The sequence below is a fragment of the Chitinophaga sp. genome, from assembly GCF_017745275.1.
In the GTDB taxonomy this organism is placed as follows: Bacteria; Bacteroidota; Bacteroidia; order Chitinophagales; family Chitinophagaceae; genus Chitinophaga.
This window is the reverse complement of the sequence record NZ_JAGHZS010000012.1, coordinates 150842-170502: the sequence shown is the minus strand read 5'-3', so window position 1 is coordinate 170502 and position 19661 is coordinate 150842. Positions and strand designations below refer to the sequence as shown.

Annotated in this window: 12 protein-coding genes and 1 tRNA gene; 8 read left to right on the top strand and 5 right to left on the bottom strand. The window is 45.3% G+C overall.

What is annotated here, in order from left to right; all coding sequences use genetic code 11:
* Positions 1-126: 126 nt before the first annotated feature.
* Both lysA and J7623_RS30550 read left to right on the top strand, forming a co-directional pair.
* The gene (gene lysA / locus J7623_RS30555) at positions 127-1350 is read left to right on the top strand and encodes a diaminopimelate decarboxylase (protein ID WP_291928780.1); all 1224 of its coding nucleotides are present in this window, start codon (positions 127-129) and stop codon (positions 1348-1350) included.
* Between the two features lie 226 nt (positions 1351-1576).
* On the top strand, positions 1577-3907 hold the full coding sequence (locus tag J7623_RS30550; RefSeq protein ID WP_291928777.1) for a GAF domain-containing protein: 2331 nt from the start codon (positions 1577-1579) through the stop codon (positions 3905-3907).
* An 84-nt stretch (positions 3908-3991) separates the two neighbouring features.
* Here the strand turns inward: J7623_RS30550 and J7623_RS30545 are convergent, their stop codons facing one another.
* A complete protein-coding gene (locus tag J7623_RS30545) occupies positions 3992-7642 on the bottom strand; it encodes a BamA/TamA family outer membrane protein (RefSeq protein WP_291928774.1) in 3651 nt (1216 codons plus the stop codon).
* Complete coding sequence (locus tag J7623_RS30540; protein ID WP_291928772.1) at positions 7639-8490, bottom strand: hypothetical protein; 852 nt, start codon at positions 8488-8490, stop codon at positions 7639-7641. Before J7623_RS30540 ends, J7623_RS30545 begins: the two co-directional genes overlap by 4 nt.
* A gap of 161 nt (positions 8491-8651) precedes the next feature.
* On the opposite strand from J7623_RS30540, the gene J7623_RS30535 reads away from it, so the two are divergent.
* Genes J7623_RS30535 through J7623_RS30515 form a run of 5 tightly spaced genes read left to right on the top strand, consistent with a single transcriptional unit; the run spans position 8652 to position 14385 of the window.
* Positions 8652-9902, top strand: coding sequence for a Pycsar system effector family protein (locus tag J7623_RS30535; RefSeq protein WP_291928769.1), 1251 nt, complete (start codon positions 8652-8654; stop codon positions 9900-9902).
* 6 nt (positions 9903-9908) lie between these two features.
* A complete protein-coding gene (gene ppk1, locus J7623_RS30530; RefSeq protein WP_291928766.1) occupies positions 9909-11900 on the top strand; it encodes a polyphosphate kinase 1 in 1992 nt (663 codons plus the stop codon).
* Positions 11901-11928: 28 nt separating this feature from the next.
* Entirely contained in the window at positions 11929-12432 is a 504-nt protein-coding gene (locus tag J7623_RS30525; RefSeq protein ID WP_291928763.1) for a thioredoxin family protein, read from the top strand.
* A gap of 7 nt (positions 12433-12439) precedes the next feature.
* Positions 12440-12949 (top strand): DUF4442 domain-containing protein, encoded by a 510-nt coding sequence (locus J7623_RS30520; protein WP_291928758.1) that lies wholly within the window; start codon positions 12440-12442, stop codon positions 12947-12949.
* 32 nt (positions 12950-12981) lie between these two features.
* Positions 12982-14385, top strand: coding sequence for an MBL fold metallo-hydrolase RNA specificity domain-containing protein (locus tag J7623_RS30515; RefSeq protein ID WP_291928755.1), 1404 nt, complete (start codon positions 12982-12984; stop codon positions 14383-14385).
* Between the two features lie 137 nt (positions 14386-14522).
* Here the strand turns inward: J7623_RS30515 and J7623_RS30510 are convergent, their stop codons facing one another.
* Positions 14523-17735 carry a two-component regulator propeller domain-containing protein gene (locus tag J7623_RS30510; RefSeq protein ID WP_291928752.1) on the bottom strand — a complete coding sequence of 1071 codons (3213 nt, stop codon included), beginning with the start codon at positions 17733-17735 and terminating at the stop codon, positions 14523-14525.
* A 131-nt stretch (positions 17736-17866) separates the two neighbouring features.
* Here J7623_RS30510 and J7623_RS30505 point away from each other — a divergent pair, with 131 nt between their 5' ends.
* Positions 17867-18517: a hypothetical protein gene (locus J7623_RS30505; protein WP_291928749.1), complete on the top strand. Its 651-nt coding sequence runs from the start codon at positions 17867-17869 to the stop codon at positions 18515-18517.
* Between the two features lie 3 nt (positions 18518-18520).
* Here J7623_RS30505 and J7623_RS30500 read toward each other — a convergent pair whose 3' ends face one another.
* Both J7623_RS30500 and J7623_RS30495 read right to left on the bottom strand, forming a co-directional pair.
* Positions 18521-19381 carry a sigma-70 family RNA polymerase sigma factor gene (locus J7623_RS30500; RefSeq protein ID WP_291928746.1) on the bottom strand — a complete coding sequence of 287 codons (861 nt, stop codon included), beginning with the start codon at positions 19379-19381 and terminating at the stop codon, positions 18521-18523.
* Between the two features lie 106 nt (positions 19382-19487).
* Positions 19488-19559: transfer RNA gene (locus J7623_RS30495), tRNA-Glu, on the bottom strand.
* Positions 19560-19661 lie beyond the last annotated feature (102 nt).

Genomic DNA, 19661 nt, shown 5'->3' with positions numbered 1-19661 from the left:
ATGAATTCATGAATTTAATAATAAGTAAAATACTTCCCTCTCCTAACCTACATTCCCCGTTTTTTCTACAATTTCTCACTTTTGCGTAGTAATTTTGCCACCTCAATCTTAAACTAAGGATTATCAATGCCTAAACAAAGCGATGTACTTACTGCCGACTTCCTCGTAAAAGTAGCAGAAGAATTTGGTACCCCGGTATATATATACCATGCAGAAAAGATTAAAACTCAGTATGAAAAGCTGCAAAAGGCCTTTCATAAGTCGGACACCCGCTTTTTCTACGCCTGTAAGGCATTGACCAATATCAACATCCTGAAGTACATCAATTCTATTGGGTGCGGACTGGACACGGTATCTATTCAGGAAGTACAACTAGGCCTGAAAGCCGGATTTGATCCTAAGAATATCATCTTTACCCCTAACTGTGTGGACCTGCAGGAAATCATTGCAGCCAAAGACCTGGGTGTAATCATCAATATCGACAACCTCTCTATCCTGGAGCAGTTTGGAAACAAATTCGGCGGCAGCTATCCAATCTGCATCCGTTTGAACCCGCATATCATGGCGGGTGGTAACTTCAAAATCTCCACCGGGCATATCGATAGCAAATTTGGTATCTCTATTCACCAGATGCGCCATATTGAACGCATTATCAATTCTACCAAACTGAAAGTAACCGGCCTGCACATGCACACCGGCTCTGAAATCAAAGACGTAGATGTGTTCCTCCGTGGCGTGGAAGTGATGTTTGAAATGGTACAGCATTTCCCTGACCTGGAGTCAATTGACCTGGGCAGCGGCTTTAAAGTAGCTTACCAACAAGGCGATCCTGAAACAGATATCGACCTGCTGGGTAAGAAACTGAGCGAAGCATTTAACAACTTCGCGAAATCTTATGTACGTCCGTTACAGCTGTGGTTTGAACCAGGGAAGTTCCTCGTAAGCCAGAGTGGTTACTTTGTGGTAAAAGCCAATGTGATCAAACAAACTACCGCTAACGTATTCGTAGGCGTGAATTCAGGTTTCAACCACCTGATCAGACCTATGTTCTACGACGCTTTCCACCTGATCCGCAATATTTCCAACCCTAAGGGCACTGAGCGCATTTATACCGTAGTAGGTAATATTTGTGAAACAGATACCTTCGGATGGGACAGGAAAATAAATGAAGTAAGAGAAGGCGACTACCTGGTGTTTTATAATGCCGGCGCCTACGGTTTTGAAATGTCTTCCAACTTTAACTCCCGTCTGAAACCGGCGGAAGTATTGGTGAAAGAAGGTAAACCGCACCTGATCCGTAAACGCGATACGATAGACGATCTGCTGAGAAACCAGATCGAATTGCAATAAGTGATAGACTGGGGTGCAGGTATTTGATTTTCAAGGAGATAGATTCAGAAAACTAATACCTGCATTCCCACTGCTATTAATGATACAATATTTCCCCTACCTTTGCGTCTACATTAGTATACTTCCTTCTCTGTTATTCCTGCACTGATTTTACTGTAAATTGTAACACGATATTTATTACTGGCACACAAAAACTGATGGCCTTTGGGTATAATTATACGTAGATATGAAAGTATTAACTGCACACCCCGGTATATTTAACGATGATAAGGTAATTGAGTCCAACATATCATTCGTCCCCTTCCTGAATTATTTAAAGGAAAAGGTGAAGAATGCCGAAGAAGTTCGTTCTTCTTTCTATAAGTTGATCATAGATAAATTTGAAAGTAACCCGGAAACACTGAAGCCTATCCGTCCGGATAGTGACCTCTCCAAATATAAAGAGTACCTGGACCTGCTGATATCCGCGATCTTCCCGGTTACCACAGATCCCGAGAAAGATATTTATGGTATCGGCGTACCTTTTAAATTCGCTATCTTCTATTATTCTGACCTCTTCAAACAACTCTTTACGGAAAATGGGCAGGAGCTTACCGCCGTTCCGGATGGTATTTCCCTGGCACAGGTGAAGAAAGATAAACTGACCTGGCTCTATAAACTGATCCTGGAGAAAGTATATCATTTCCCCATGACCTACAAAAACGAAATCATCCACACCATAGAAACACCTGATGGAGGAAAACGTTATGTAAAGGTGAATATAGATCCGAGGTTTGTAGATGTAAAAGTAAACGGGCAACTACCTCCTTTGGACTACGGCCAGTTTTGCTCTAAACAGATTACAGAAGAGTCGCTGCTACAGATATTACCAACGAATATGTTTTCGCTGGAAGGCTTCGTAATATGGACTGTGAAAGACGTTACCCAATCCGAAACGCTCAATAATATCAAAAGCCTGGTGATGAATATGCGCACCAGCAATGAGGTAGATAGCTATCGGACCCTGGAAAAAATGATCCCTACCATATTGGGCATTCCAGACGTAACCGCTCACCTGGTGCCTTTCCCGAAAGTAAATGGCAAGAATGTACTGGAAGAACAATTCTCCAATACAGATCCCATTCTCGGCGTAGGCAACAAAAAAACGCAGCAGCTTTTCTTTGGCGCCATGCTGGAACACTTACAGCAATACCCGGTACCATTGATTGTACCTGATGTTAATGATACCACGATTGCACCATATAGCTTCCTCAAGTACCTGCCACTAAAGAATATTAAAAGCTTCCTGGTATTTCCCATCACGCATAAAAAAGAAATACTGGGGGTGCTGGAACTGGCGTCTTCTACTGTTAACAGGTTATCTGCAGATCCATTATGGAAACTGCAAAACACCTATCCCCTGCTGGTGCTCATGCTCAACCGAAGCATGAACATCCTGGAAAGCCGGCTGAATGAAGTGATCAAAGATCAGTTCACCGCATTACAACCTTCGGTGGAGTGGAAGTTCGTAGATGCCGCCTGGGACTACCTGCTGACACCAGTGGAAGAAAGAAAAGATATTGAGAATATCAGCTTCGATGAAGTATACCCGCTTTACGGTGCCGTTGATATCCGCAACTCTTCTATACAACAAGGTAATGCGATCCGGGAAGACTTGCAGGAACAACTGGAATTAATCCGCGATACACTCGAAACTATCGGTAACACGATACATCTTCCTTTGCTGGAAGAGCTGTTGTTTAAAACAGAAGACCTGCTCAACAACCTCAGTGATAACCTGCAGGCTGGTGAAGATCTGAAAGTAAACGAGTTCATGGAGCAGGAAATACAGCCGGTACTGGAGCATCTCTGCGATGGCAACGATGCGTTGAAACCCTTACTGACCAACTATTTCGCCAAAATTGACAAGTCAGAAGGGCATGTATATCATCACCGCAGGGAATACGAAGAGAGTTTGTCTAAAATCAACACCGCGATTAGTCAATACCTGGAGAAAGAGCGCCAATACATCCAACACTCTTTCCCCTGCTACTTCGAAAAGTACCGTACTGACGGTGTAGAATATACGATTTACATTGGCCAGTCTATTGCGCAGGAAAAGAAATTTGATCAACTATACCTCCGCAACCTGCGCCTGTGGCAGCTTTCCTCTATGGCACATATTGCGCGGCTCACCCATAAAATGGGACCTAAATTGAAAGTGCCGCTGCAAACCACGCAGATGATCCTGATGCACAGCGCTCCGATCACCATCAGCTTCCGTAGTGATGAACGCCGCTTTGATGTGGAAGGCGCTTACAACGTGCGTTATGAGATCATCAAAAAACGGATCGACAAAGTGCACATAAAAGATACTGGCGAACGATTGACCCAACCAGGGACCATTGCCATGGTATATTCTTATGTGAGAGAAATGGAAGAATTAAAGAAATATATCACCTTCCTGCAAAGCAAAAAGATATTGCTACCTGAAATTGAAATGCTGGACCTGGAAGAATTACAAGGGGTGAGCGGGTTAAAAGCCCTCCGGGTGAGAGTGAACCTGGAGCAGGAATAAACTGATTTTATATTTTAAAAGATGAAGGGAAGATAATAGCGGGATTATTCGCTAATATCTTCCCTTCATCTTTATTACATCTGACTAGAACTTAAACCCAAATGTTACATACGGTACGGTTTCTTCCCTGGAATGCCCTACCACTGCCGTAATGATGAGTGCATTGATCGGCGCGATGAATACTCCGCCGCCGTAGCCGTCGTGCCATACATGTGATGTTTCATTCTCTCTCCATACCCGGCCAACATCATTGAAAGCGATTAAGCCAACACCAGCTGGCAGTACATAAGTTTTCAGATCAAATAATTTCACCCGGATTTCTGTGTTGTTATATACACTGGCATCACCGGCGAAACGATAATTACGATATCCGCGCAGGTTCTGTACTCCCCCTACGGTGAGCGCCTGGAAGTATTCATAATTACCCCATAACTTACCACCACCAAAGCGGCTCACGATCACAAAGTTGGCCGGTATGCGGAAACTCATATAGATACTCAGATCAGATTGTAATTGCGTGGTGTTATAGCTAGCTCCATTCAATCCAAAATTACCGGAGTAGGTGGTTGTCCATAGGATCCCCCTGGTAGGAATGATCTTATTATTCCGGGTATCTATAGTAGCCATAATTTTTCCTCCCGCGTATGATTTGTTGCTGTAAATACTGGCGGAATCGAGCCCATTTTTGTTAAAGTCCGTAATAAAGCGGTTACTGTTTTCCTCTTTATTGATTGCGTAATTGTTGAACGTAGGACCATATGCAATACTTAAATGATTGCTGAATGAGGTTTTCAGCAATACCTCCGCCGTATAAAAGTTATATCTCGCACGATAATAAGTGATATTTTTCGTGGATTTATCAAACACGGTTTCATTACCGAAGCCGAAAAAGTTAATGGTATTGTTCGGTGCTTTTGCCCTGGCAAACAGCAACAGGTCTGATTTTCCGATAACGTCCGTTAGCTCGCCTTCGTAGCGGAAATTCCAGGCCTTTGTTGCCACCGCATGTGTAGCGGTGAACAAATGTTTGGCAGAAAATGGTTCTTTTCTGAAAGCATGCCGGGTAACGGATAAACCTAATCCCAATAACAAACCGTCGTCCCTGTTGTAGCCCCCAGCCAGCAGCGGCATTGTTTTTTCATATTGGAATGCACTGCGATTGTATTTGATATTTCCCGGGTCATCAGAAAGCCGGCGTTGCTCATTGCGCGAAAGTGCGAAACTATCTTTACCGGTACGTTGATCGTATATACGTATCCGTTTGCCAGCTTTCACGGTGGTGCTATCGATATAAACATCTTCATCTTTACCGCCGATGAGACGTATCCGGATAGGGGTAGCGTGATCCCCTTTTATTTCGAAGCGGTCGTTGCCGCCCATGCCGTATACATTCAGTTCTTTGGTAACACCCGGATCGAAGGTGCGGGAATAGAAATTCTGCTGGATCTCGCCTTTCTTGCTGATCTTATACATATTCAGCGCTACCTCGCCTCCTTTCAGCTTTTCCAGGGTGATCAGCTCATTCTTTTCAGTAGCGGGAACATCTACCCCTTTTGCCAGGAAGCGATAGTACTTCATCGTGTTTTTTTCCAGGATATCACGACGCACTTTCAAACGATGTAACATCATGGGGCCCACCAATGAGCGGACAGTGTCAGGGAAGGCATTTACGGCTGCTTCGATTACGCTGTCGGTCATACGTTTCAGTAAGCGATCAGTTTGTTTTTTCCAGTCTTTCTCATCCATTTCATTGAGGAAAGAGCGGTCGAAATAGCGGGTGCTGAAATTGAAGCCATTGATATCGGGAATGTAATCGCGGAAGCCTTGTACACCGGGCATCAGCCAGGGACGGGAGGCTGCGCGTGGAATGAGTCCTTCGTTGACAAAAAACGCCTGGTCCCGATCGCGGGGCACGGGGTAATAGTAGTCCTGCCCTTTATGTGACTCCTTGTACCAGCGCCATTGATCATCGTGGCGATCAAAGTCCATAATATACATATCGAATAACCGCGCCCGGAGCACTGATTTCTGGTCTATATGCACATCATTATCTCCTAATACTTTGGCAAGTACTTTCGGGGTATTATAAGTTTTCCCATTCTTGCCGGTCATCGGTTCCCTTTCTTCAAAGAGATATACCTCATTGCCATAATCTTTTACAAATACGCCTAAGGAAGTATCGGCAGGGAGGTATACAAAAGTGGGATTGGTGTGTGGTACCCCGGCAGCTTCCGCCAATACACTTACTGCCAGTGGGGCATAAGGGTTGGCAGCAGAGATCTGGTCCTGTACCACATCTCTGGCAATAGTTTCTCTTAACAGCTCAGGAATGGCTGCCAGCGGGAATTTCTTCAGCGATCGCATTGCCCATTCCGTGCCTGTACTATCCACTAAACGAAGGGAACGCGTTTGCTTACCACCGCCGCGCTGCAAAATTTTCAATCCACCTTTAGCAGTTTGAAGATTTAACACCGGGAAGTTTAACGGCGTAGCCCATACTTTACGGTAATTCTCTCCCAACAAAAACCGGTGGAAGCTACCCACCCGATTATATTGCGAATCAGCCGTTGTGGATATGAAAGGAGGTAGTTGCGCCGGCGTGGTATACGTCATGGCCTCCTGCTTAATGTCCTGCAGGCGGAAAAGATTGTCGCTGAAAACGGGCGCCGCACCATTGTCTGCATAATAAAACTGCGTACGTACAGTCCCATCTGACAACAGCTCAATGGTACTAAAACCATTGGCCGTAGAAGCAAACAGGGACTTTGATCCCTGTTTCACCCGGTTATTTTTAGCGCCGCTCCCACTCACGATATAGGCATTCGACTGGTCTTTTATCAGTTGCAAAGTATGATCATGGCCGGATACAAATACTACAGGTCCATGCGGCTTGAGCGCTTCTTCTACTCCTTTCACCATTTCCTTGTACTTCGGATTGGGCAGATCTTCCGCTGTTCCAAACACGCCACGGGCAAGTGGATAAATAGACCCAATAACCGGCAAAGGCACATACAGCGAAGGTTTCAGGTCTGTTAGCGGGAAAATATGTTGCTTGATGGTGTAATAACCACCGTGAATACCATAGCTGCGGAACGGGTGGTGCGTCGCAAAAATGATCAGCTTATTGCGGTTCAGCGCTACGATCTCTGATAACTTCGTCAGTATTTCGTCTTTATCTTTACAATCGCATGATGACTCCAGGCCCGGTTTCTGATAAGAGAACACCCACCATTCACTGTCCATGATGATCAGCGTAACCTGGTCTGAAATTTTTACTTCGATAGGACCGGGGCAGCCTTCCTTCGGTTCAAACTGCACATTGTCCAGGTTTTGAGAATCCACATACTGTTGCTGGTTACGGATAATGTTCCAGCCATCGGGCTTACTTTTATCCCAGTCGTGGTTGCCGGGGATGATGTAGCCCTGCGATTTGGTACCTCTCACGAGGTTGATCTGGTAGTCCAGGATTTCTTTGGCTACGGGAAACTGGCGGCTGCCGGAGTCAGGTACCCCCCTTGGATATACGTTATCTCCCAGGAATAAGATGGTATTTTTATCTTCCTGTAAATTAAAAGTTTTGCGGACAGCGTCTATTACCGGGTTCTGACCATTACTATGTAGTTCTCCGGCGTCCCCGATAAGGATAATACGTTTTACCACTGCCGGGGTTTGGGTGTATCCGACGTTGTAGCCGAAAATAAGTAATGCTATAAAGATGATGGCTGATCTGATCATTTGGACTTGTAGGTAAATTTGAGAATATTGGCGGCACCGTCATACCCCCCTTCGTTAGAAATATACATATCGCCGTTAGGTGCAAAAGCAATGCCTTCCGGCTGCAAAAATAACCGATGTTTTAAGTTATACGCTTCCTGTACATGGCCCTGCAGGTCGGAAATTACCAGCAGGCCATTCACAGATGCCACGATATACAGTCTTTTCTCAATCGGATGGATGGCAGCAGCAGACGGCTTAAAGAACCGCATATCTGAGCCCACCAGTTTGGCAATTTCCCGGTTATCGAAACGATAAATGGCAGAAGTATCAAATGTTTTGGTAGCCAGGTCGAACCGATAGGCGCTGGTCATCCCAACCTTTTTATCATCTTCACAATTCTTACATACCATGACGATACTGTTTTTGGCGCTATCATAGTAAGTGGTTTCAAATTCCTTTTTGCCTGTTTTCTCCAGCTTGTAGTGATCTGAATACACGCTGTCGGTGAACAGGCCATGCACATGAAACAGGGAGCCGCTGCTTTTCAGTACAAACCAGCCACTGTCGGTACGACAAATATCTTCATAGTCGCCGTTTTTGGCGAATTTATAATACGGATATGGTTTAGTGGTGGCCACGTCTACCTCATAGATCCGGCCTTCCTCGTCGTTAATAGCCATGATTTTATGTTCATCGGGAAACAGTTCGATACCAGAGATTTCCTGCATAGACTCCCGCAGCCGATAACGTACCGGCTCTTTTAAATCATAGCCTGCAGGCGACGCATATACTTTTTGTTCCCTGTCGCTGTAAGCATTACATGACAGGAGGAAGAGAAGAAAGATTAACCCGATCCGGACGTCCATAGTGTAACTTTATAGCATAAATTTAACTCAAAAATGCAGTAACTTAGGTTACAATTGCGATTTGTATACGCGAAATGGTGAACTGGTCGTTATATGCACACTGAAAAGCAGGACACATAGATTGCTTTTCACCATTCCTTATTTTAATTTTCATCTTCCATATGCAAAACAATGTTATCATAGATGCAGCCCGGGATTATGTGCTGGCTCAATATCAGCAACATCCCCACCCTAACCTGGTATACCATAATCTCATTCACACGCAACATGTAGTGCAGGTGGCTGGCCAGATTGCCGCCCACTATCGTTTACAGGACGATGAACTACTGGCGGTATACGTTGCTGCCTGGTTCCATGATGCCGGCTATTTGGTGGGAGAGGGAAAAGTACATGAAGAAAACGGCGCCAAAGAAGCCCTGCAGTTTTTACAGCAACAACAGGTACCGGAAAATGTTCAGACCATGGTACAGGGAGCCATCATGGCCACCAAAATGCCACAGTCGCCACATACCCTCATAGAACAAATCGTTTGTGATGCGGACCTGTCACACCTTGGCTCCAAAGAATTTTCCGATCGCAACAAGTTACTCCGGCAGGAACTGGAACTGACCTACCAAATGGAAATACCCGGTATTAAATGGCTGACCAATAATATCGCTTTCTTAACTGCCCATCATTACTGGACTGACTACGCCCAAACCCTGTTCAAGCAACAAAAAGAGGAAAACCTGGCGAAGCTGCAAAAAAAGCTGGAAAAGAAATCTGCTGAAATGGCGGAAGAAACGGCCGATACTCCAGATACAACTACCTCCCCTGCGTCTGCAACCGCCACCACCGTGAAAGAAAAGGTGAAGAAAAAGAAAGGGAAAGAACAAAAGCCGGAGCGTGGCGTGGAAACCATGTTCAGAACAACTTCCACCAATCACATCCGCCTCAGCTCCATGGCCGACAGTAAAGCACATATCATGATTTCCGTGAACTCCATTATCATTTCCGTGATATTGAGTGTATTGGTAAGAAGACTGGAAGATTATCCCAACATGATCATCCCTTCTATCATCTTCCTGACCACTGCGGTGTTAACCGTGATATTTTCCGTACTGGCTACCCGTCCGAATGTTACCAGCGGTGTGTTTACAAAAACAGATATTGAAAAGAAAGATGCCAACCTGCTGTTCTTCGGCAACTTCTATAAAATGCACCTGGAAGAATACCAATGGGGGATGAAACAGATGATGAATGACGCTGATTTCCTTTACAGCAGCATGACCCGCGACATTTACTTTCTTGGCGTAGTGTTAGGTCATAAATACAAACTGCTGCGCATTTCCTATAATATTTTCATGTTTGGCCTGATCATTTCTGTACTCGCATTTTTGGTGGCAGCCATTTTCTTCCCGGTAAAAGCATAATGATTCATGGGCGTTCCTTTCTATAACCGCGACCTTAGTTGGTTGTCTTTTAATTACCGGGTATTACTGATGGCCGCAAACCAACAGGTACCACTATACGAAAGAATTAAATTTCTCTCTATTTTCTCCTCTAACCTGGATGAGTTTTTCCGGGTAAGAATGCCTGCTGTATTAGCCATTAACAAAGTATTGGAAAATGATCCGGCAGTGGGTGAAAATGAATCTGTCAGCACCAATACCCTGACGGAAGTGCTGGGAGAGATAAACCGGCAACAGCAGGAATATGGACAAATATTTACTGGTAGTGTGCTGCCAGCATTATTGTCTCAGGGAGTACAACTGTACTATAACCAGCCTTTGCTGGAAGCACATCATGACTTTACCAAAAACTATTTCCTGAGCACTATCCTCGCTTACCTTCAACCTGTATGGCTGACCGGCAAACCGAAGAAACTGTTCCTGGAAAACAATGCACTATACCTGGCGGTAACGCTGGTTCCTAAAAGCAATCCGGCCGTACAGGAATATGTGGTAGTAAATATTCCGGGATCCCTACCCCGGTTTTTACAACTGCCGTCACTGGAAGGCAGACACTATATCGCATTCCTGGATGATGTGATCCGCACGCACCTGGACTATCTTTTCCCGGACTATACCGTGGATGCCTGCTACAGCGTGAAACTTACACGCAACGCCGACATTGATATGGATGAAGTGAAAGGCGATATACTCGAAGAAGTAGAAACGTTGATCCGTAAACGTGAGTTAGGTGTGCCTACCCGTTTCCTTTATGACGCCCGTACGCCCCTTCCCCTACTCCATTTCCTCGCGCAGCAATTTGATGTGCAGGAAGATGAACTGGTACAGGGTGGACGCTATCATAACCTGAAAGACTTATCCAGCCTGCCACAGCCTCCGGGATTATCCAATGCAGACTATCCGAAGGTGATTCCTGCTGAAAATAAAACAGCCGCCACCACGGATCGCCTGCTGGACCTGGTACTACAACAGGACTTGCTGGTACATCTTCCCTATCAACGCTATGATTATATTTTGCGCTTTTTCAGTGAAGCCGCCACAGATCCGGATGTAGCAGAGATTTATGTAACGTTGTACCGGATCGCTTCCGGCTCCCAGATAGCGCAGGCGCTGATCAGCGCCGCTAAAAACGGGAAAAAGGTGACAGTGTTTGTGGAACTCAAAGCCCGCTTTGATGAAGCCAACAACATCCGCTGGGCAAAGCGGATGAAAGAAGCTGGTGTAAAGCTGATCTATAGCATCCCAGGCATGAAAGTTCATGCCAAAACTGCATTGGTTAAGCGTAATCGCGGCTACCAGTGGGACTATTGCGGCTTAATTGCTACGGGAAACTTTAATGAAAGCACCGCCCGTTTTTATACGGACCATGTGTTGTTTACCAGCCATATAGGCATTACACGGGAGATGGAATTGCTGTTCCTCTACCTCCAAAGCAGGGAACAACCAGTGGCCTATCAATTTTTGCAGTTCGAACACTTGCTGGTAGCGCAGTTTAATATGACTTCGCGCTTTACAGAGCTGATAGACCGGGAAATTAAATATGCCCGGGAAGGGAAGCCGGCGCATATCATCATCAAGATAAATAACCTGCAGGAAAGAGGGATGATCAACAAGTTATATGAAGCCAGTATGGCTGGTGTACAGGTTGATCTCCTGGTACGCAGCATCAATTGCCTGGTACCAGACATCCCGGAGAGCCGGCATATCCGCATCATCCGCATCGTAGACCGTTACCTTGAACATGCCCGCGTATTCATCTTCCATAATAATAACCAGGAAGAAGTATACATGGGCTCTGCAGATTGGATGAACCGTAACCTGCATCGCCGCATAGAAGTATGTGTACCCATATATGCACCGGCCCTGCAACAACAGCTGAAAGATATTGTGCGCCTGCAAATCAGCGACCCGCATACCGCCCAACAAGCCATTCAGGCTTATGTGCAAAATATAATGTAAATTAGATATCCTGATATAATCGATTTTTATGAAGAAGTATGTTTTGTTGTTGCTATTGAGTTTCGCCTTTGCAATTCCTGTTACCCAGGCGCAAACTCACGACCTGGAACACATTTATAATCCAACTGCCGATGCCAAAGCGGATATTGCTGCCGCTCAACAACAAGCCGCTAAAGAAAATAAACATGTGCTGCTGCAAATTGGTGGCAACTGGTGTATCTGGTGCAAAAGACTGTATAAGTTTATTGAAGATGACGCCGAACTGAAAGCCACCATGAATAATAACTACGTGGTATATCACCTGAACTACAGCAAGGAAAACAAGAACCTGCCGGTATTGAAAGAGCTGGGATTTCCCCAGCGATTTGGATTCCCTGTGCTGGTAATACTGGATGCAAAAGGCAACCGCTTACATACTCAGAACTCCGGCTTACTGGAATCTGCTGATTCCTATGATAAGAAGAAAGTGGAAGAGTTCCTGAAACAATGGTCACCGTCAGCATTACAGCCCTCCCACTATATCAACGAATAACATCGTCATGGATAACGGCGCTACCACTTTTAATACGGATGCGGTACAAGCTTTTCAAAAGTTTGCACTGCATCCGTTTAAGTTTTCGGCCTACCTGTTCTGGAAACTTCCTGCAGCCTGGCTGGCCGGTGTACGGGTACAGTCGCTGGAAACCAACACCTGTGTTACTTCCGTACCTTTTCGTTGGTTGTCGCAAAATCCTTTCCGGTCAACTTATTTCGCGTGTTTGTCGATGGCTGCAGAACTGAGTACTGGTCTGCCTGCCATGATGTATGTTCAAAGTGCCCCGCGGCGTATATCCATGCTCGTTACCGGTATGGAATCAACTTTCGTAAAAAAAGCGACCGGTCTTACCCGGTTTACCTGTTCAGAACTACCGCTGTTGAGAGCTGCACTGGAAAGAGCACTGAACAATGATGCACCTGAAACCGTTACGCTCCATAGCGAAGGAAGAGACAAAGACGGCATACTAATTGCCTCTTTCGCCATCACCTGGTCATTTAAAAGCAAATCGTAAAATGGTGAATCCATTCACCCTAAAACAATGATATGAAGATTGCATTTCATGGCGCTGCGCGCACCGTTACCGGATCAAAACACCTGATCACACTTAAGAATGGCAAAAAGATTTTATTGGATTGCGGTATGTTCCAGGGTATGGGACATGATACCGATTCCATGAACAGAGACTTCGGCTTCGATCCACAGGACATTACCTACATGGTGTTATCGCATGCACATATCGACCATTCCGGCCTGATTCCCCGCCTCGTGAAAATGGGCTATAAGGGCGATATCTTCTGTACTCCCGCCACCCGCGATATGACAGAGATACTGCTCCTGGACTCTGCCGAAATACAGGAAGATGATGTAAAATTCACGAATAAAAAAATGGCCAAAGAAGGCCTTCCTTATGTACAACCCCTGTACAGCGTGGAAGATGCCAAAATTGCGATTAACTCGTTAAAGCCCATGGGTTATAACAACTGGACCAATATAGATCCGGATGTGCAACTCATGTTTACCGATGCCGGCCACATTGTAGGCGCTGCCTCCGTACACCTGCGCATCACCGAAAATGGCAAAACAGAACAAATCACTTTCAGCGGCGATATAGGCCGGTATAATGATGCCATCCTGAAATCACCTGCTACCTTCCCACAGGCAGATTATATCCTGATAGAATCTACCTACGGCAGCACCCTGCACGCCGATGCAGCACCGGCAGACGATGAGCTGCTGCGCTACATCCGGGAAACCTGCATACAAAAAAGAGGTAAACTCATCATCCCCGCTTTCAGCGTAGGCCGCACCCAGGAGCTATTGTACGCCCTGAACAATGCGCAGCTCAAAGGTACGCTTCCGAAAGTAGATATCTTTGTAGACAGCCCACTGTCTACAGAAGCTACCGCTGTTACCAAAGCACACCCGGAAGTATTTAACAGAGAAGTTTCCAACATACTGAAAACAGACGATGATCCATTCGATTTCCCGGGCCTGCGTTATATCAAATCAGTAGATGAATCCAAAGCACTGAACTATCGCAAGGAACCCTGCGTGATCATCTCTGCCTCCGGTATGGCGGAAGCGGGTCGTGTAAAACACCACATCGCCAACAACATTGATGAGCCGAAAAATACTATCCTGATTGTAGGTTATTGCGAACCTCAATCACTCGGCGGACGCCTCATGCGCGGCGCTAAAGAAGTATCTATTTACGGTACCCGTTTCCAGGTAAATGCGGAAGTAGGCGTAATCCGCTCTATGAGTGCACACGGCGACTATGAAGATTTAAGCCAGTGGCTGGCCTGCCAGGATCCTAAAGAAGTGAAAAAACTATTCCTGGTACATGGTGAATACGACGTACAACAGATTTTCAAAAAGTTCTTATTTAAAAAAGGATTCCTCGATATCGAAATTCCGGAACGTCATTATGAACTGGGATTGAGTTAGTTGGAAAGCAGAAAGCAGAAAGCAGAAAGCAAAAAGCTATTATAGCGAATGATGTAAGCGTATAGGTAATTTAAATACTCGCTTAGCTCATTCGCTATAATAGCTTTTTGCTTTTTGCTTTCTGCTTTCTGCTTAACTTATTCCTCGATCAACGGCAACCATAGATTAACCCGCGTCCCCATTGCCTTTCCTTCCTCATCGGTAAGATCTTCAATATCAAAGCTGGCATCTACGTTAAAGCGGCTGTTATACAGCGACAAACGATCTCTCGTAATTTGCAGTCCGCGTGACTGGTGCCGGGGTTTATTCACCCGCTTCATGGCAGCAGATTTTTCTCTGCCAATACCATTATCTTCTATGGTACAACGAATGCGGTTATCTACTTTATTGAAGATAATGGTGACTTTACCTTTCCCTTTTTCATGCAGCAAACCATGCCAGATAGCATTTTCCACGAAGGGCTGAATAATCATGGTAGGCACTTCCACCATATGCGGATCCAGGGAAGGATCCACGATGATTTCATATTCAAATTCATCCGTAAAACGCAGCTTCTCCAATTCCATGTAATTCTCGAGCACACTCACTTCCTGCGCGATGGTGATATTATTAAGCTGCGAATTATCCAGCACATTCCGAATCAACTTCGCGAAACGGCTCAGGTACGACAATGCCTGCTCCGTTTCACTTTTCATCATAAATGTTTGAATAGAATTCAGTGCATTAAAAATAAAGTGTGGATTCATTTGTGCCCGCAGCGCTTTCATTTCCAGTTGCGCAATTTGTTGCTGTATGGCCTCGCGTTGTTTGGCCTCCTTCCTGATACTGGAAATGCGTAACCGGAAGTAGAGATATACCAGTGAAGCTGCCAGCAGCAGGCATAACAACCGGAACCAACTGGTTTGCCAGAACGCAGGTTTAATATAGATTTTCAGCCTGCTGATATTTTCAGAAAAAGTGCCGGCGGTATTTACAGCACGTACTTTGAAAACATAGTTACCAGGAGGCAGGTTGGTATATTTAGCTACCAGGATATTATCATTCAGCACCCAGTTTTCATCCACACCCTCCAGCTGATAATAATAGCGAATGCGTTCCTGGTGATATTGCAGGCTTTTAAACTCTATGCTGATAAAGTTTTGTTTGTAGTTAAGCACAATGGGCGTGCTGTCACGCAATGCGGCCTGCACCAGCACAATACTGTCCAGTGCTTTCAGGTTGATGATGGTAACATCTGGCGGAGGTGGTGCCACGCGCAGGCTTTCAGGGTCAAAAACCACGAAGTGATCAGAAGCCCCTACTACCAGTTCACCATTTGTTAACCTTACAATACGCCGCCGTACTTTGCGGGAGTTATCAATAATATCATCTCCCTGGATGAATGTTTCCACTCTATATTCCTCCGGGAAATAGCGATAGAAGCCATATTGCGTGGTAAACCAGATTTCTCCTTTCGCACCTTTTTCCATACTCAGCACCCATTGATCGAATAGTTTATTGTTGATCAAAAGAGGTTTATAAGTATGTTTCCGGGTGTTGTAAATCCACAGTCCATGGTCAGTTCCGGCCAACAGTGTGCTATCGTTATAGCGTAGCAGGCTGGTAATGTTGTTGTATACATGGGTATTATTCCAGGCGAAGGATTCCCTTAAGGAAATCTTCCTGGTTTGTGTATTGAATTTTATAAGACCTGCGCTGCTGGTGCCCAGCCAAAGGGTGCTGTCACCTTCCGGTATGATATCCATTACTGATACCGGGCGTTTCAGGGCGTCGGTTAATTCATTAAATGCCTGGAAGGTGTTACGTTCCGGGTTCCAGCTGGCCAGTCCTCTTTTGTACAAGCCGATCCACACGGTAGTATCATTTTCCACCTTCATTTGTAACAGCGTTTGCTCGTACAGGGCAGGCGAGGTGACATGTTTAATAAACTTTCCGGTAGCGGGATTGAAGAGCGATAAATTACCGTTCTCCTGTCCTACCAGGATGGTGCCGTCTTTCAACTCTGCGAAGCTCCATACCAGTCCCCGTTCTTCGGGGATGGTAATATCAGGCGGGCCGTCATTGTGAACATAATTTTTAATAAGATTCAGGTCGGATGACAGGCGGGCGAAGCCTTGTCCCCAATAGCCCACGTATACGTTACCGTTAGTAGCCTGGTAAATACCGGTTACTTCGCCGGCGGGGAGTCGTTCGTGGATGGGTGCCGGGAAAATGGTGTGGTCATCCAGCAGCCGGAATGTTTTGTTATGCAGGCTGAGGATATTCACGCCTCTGTCGGTGCCAATCCAGAGGTGACCATCACGATCGGTCAGGAAACAGTTGGCTTCATAGGTGTAGTGGAATCCTTTTTCATCAGCATTATTGGCAATAATTTTCAGGTCGAATGCTTTGAGGATGTTGTTGTAGCGGAAAACGCCCCCTTTTTCCGTTGCCATCCAGGTATGTTTTTCCTTGTCGGAAATGATATTGAAGATGGCATCACCGTATACGGGTTTATCAGAAGGCTGTTTCCCAACCGGCTTATCGAAAACGTAATTTTTCAGCTGACGGGTGGCGGGGTTATAAAGATATAATTGGGCACTTCTGCCAGCCAGCCATATCTGGTGAAAAGCGTCTGTATATATTTTTTTGAAGGTATTGTCGATATCCAGTACCGGCAGGTGTTCCGGGTTATTGGTCCTGCTGTAGAGATTTTTCCGTTGGCGATCGAGTATATAAACACCCCTTTTACCACTGATCCAGAGGTTCCCGGTTTCGTCTTCCATGATGGCATCCATCATTTGTATGCGGTCGGCTTCAGGAATGACGGTGGCTTTCTGGAAGTTAAATGCTTTTTCGTTGAAGCGCAGGAGGCCATCGTGGGTGGTGGCCCATATTACGCCGTCGTGATCCTGTACAATCTGGCTGCATTGCAGGCCTTCGGGGCGAATATCCTTATCGGATATTTTTAATGCCCTCACCTGGTCGGTAACCGGATCGTATACACGAATATTGTCCGGGGTTCCCATCCAAATACGACCTTTCCGGTCTTCACACAGGCAGATATCATCGTAGTAGATGGAACCGGGCACCCGGTCAAAGCTGGCGATGGTAACGAGGTTAGTGCCATCATAGCGTTGCAGGGCGGTGCTGGCAATCCAGATAAATCCTTTCCGGTCCTGCATAATGGCGGAAACGTGATTGCTGGCTAACCCGTTGTTGATATCGAGATGGGAAAACTCATAGGTTAAGCTGCCCGGCTGCTGGGCGCGGGAAGCCGGTATATATGCCAGCATCCACAGCAGGTAGTAAACATACCTGACTGCATATTGCCATCGTTGGGCAGTAGCCTTGATACACCGTAGACTCATTCTTATTGTTGGGAAGCAGTACTTCAAATAAAAATACTAAATGTTGTTGTGAATTAGCAGCATGTCAGCGGAATGGCAGCAAACTACTTTATTTTTTTGGTTTCTGTCACAAAATCCGCTGCTGTCTCTCTATGAGAAGAAAGGACGTATTCATGAAAAAAATTATCATTTCAAAAGCGGCTATTAAGCAACTACATTACATTTCCGGCATCACGCTTTCTGTCTTTATTGGTGTTCATTTGTTCAATCATTTATTGGCACTGGCCGGCCCGGATGCTCATATTGGGTTGATGGAAAAACTCAGAAAGGTGTACCGGCAACCTGTGATTGAAACCATACTGTTGCTGTCGGTGTTAACACAGGTGATATCGGGCGCCAGATTATTGTTTAATCAACAAAAAAAGACCATTTCAGAAAGCATACAGATCTGGTCAGGCATGTATCTTTCGTTCTTCTTAACGGTTCACGTTTCAGCCGTTATCGCAGGACGGCTCGTAGAACATTTAGACACCAATTTCTATTTTGCAGGGGCAGGACTGAATCTTTATCCGGCTACTTTATTCTTTATACCCTATTATTTTCTGAGCGTTTGCGCCATCAGTCTGCATATTGCCTCCCTGCACTATTTAAAAACAAAGTCAAAATGGAGTGCCTGTACAATTGGTACTGTGGGGATCATAGCGTCTGTGCTCATTATGATCGGGTACACCCATTGTTTTAACTGGTGGGAAATTCCGTTAGAGTACCGGGCCTTTATTTCAAAATATTTCGGGAAAGGATAACACTTAAGCAAGAAATTTCATCTTGTCCGGGTTCCTGATGAGATACACTTCACTGATACGGAGATGATCGTCGAAAGTCAATATCATAACGGTATCCAGTTGAACAGTTAAGCTGTTCTCCAGCAAAACGCCGGTTTCAAGATTCACCTGTTTAATCGCGTAAGACAGGTTACTACCAAATTTATTGGCGATACCCAGCAGGTAGGAAATAACGCTGGCTTGCCCTGCAACAGGTCTGACAGCAGCTATTGCCTTGCCGCCGCCATCGGCAAAAATGGTGACTTCTTTTGACAGGTATGCTTCCAGCCATTTTACATCACCGGTGGCGCATGCGGTAAGAAAGGCCTGAGTCATTTCTTCTTTGTCTTTTTGAGAAGGGATGTACCGGGCCTTACCTGTTCTCAGTTTCTCTTTAGCACGATGCAGCTGTTGCCTGCAATTGTCCTGGCTGATACCCAGCAGCGTGGCTATTTCATCGTAATGATAGTCAAAACTTTCGCGTAGTAAAAAAACAGCTCTTTCTACCGCATTGAGCTTCTGAAGCAGCACCAGCAGTGCATAAGAAACATCGTTTTGTTGTAAATCAGGGAAACGCTCGTAAACAATAGGTTCCGGAAGGTTGATACCGGGATATGATAAACGCTGTTGCTTATTCAATACCGCCAGGCATCCATGTATCACTGCACGAACCAGGTATTTTTCGGGTTCCTGGATCTGCTCAATGGGTTGATTGGAAAAAGAAAGATATACATCGCTCAAAATATCCTCCGCATCACTTACACGTTCCGTCATCTTATATGCTAACCCATGCAACCTGGATTTGTATGCTAAAAAAACCGACAAGTGATCACGATGATGTGGCATCAGGAGCTATCATTTATTTAACACCAAAGGTAATGCTGATGATTAGTAATGCACGTGAGAATAAATGCAATAAAAAAGCCTGCAAAATTTGCAGGCTTTTTTATTGTACCACGTACGGGATTCGAACCCGTGATTCCTCCGTGAAAGGGAGGCGTCTTAACCCCTTGACCAACGCGGCATTTTTCGTTTGGGATTGCAAAGATAGGAAAATGTTTTACAATCCAAAATTTTTTTTCGATTCTTTTGTAAAGGTAAGAAGATTCATACAGAAAACAGGGCA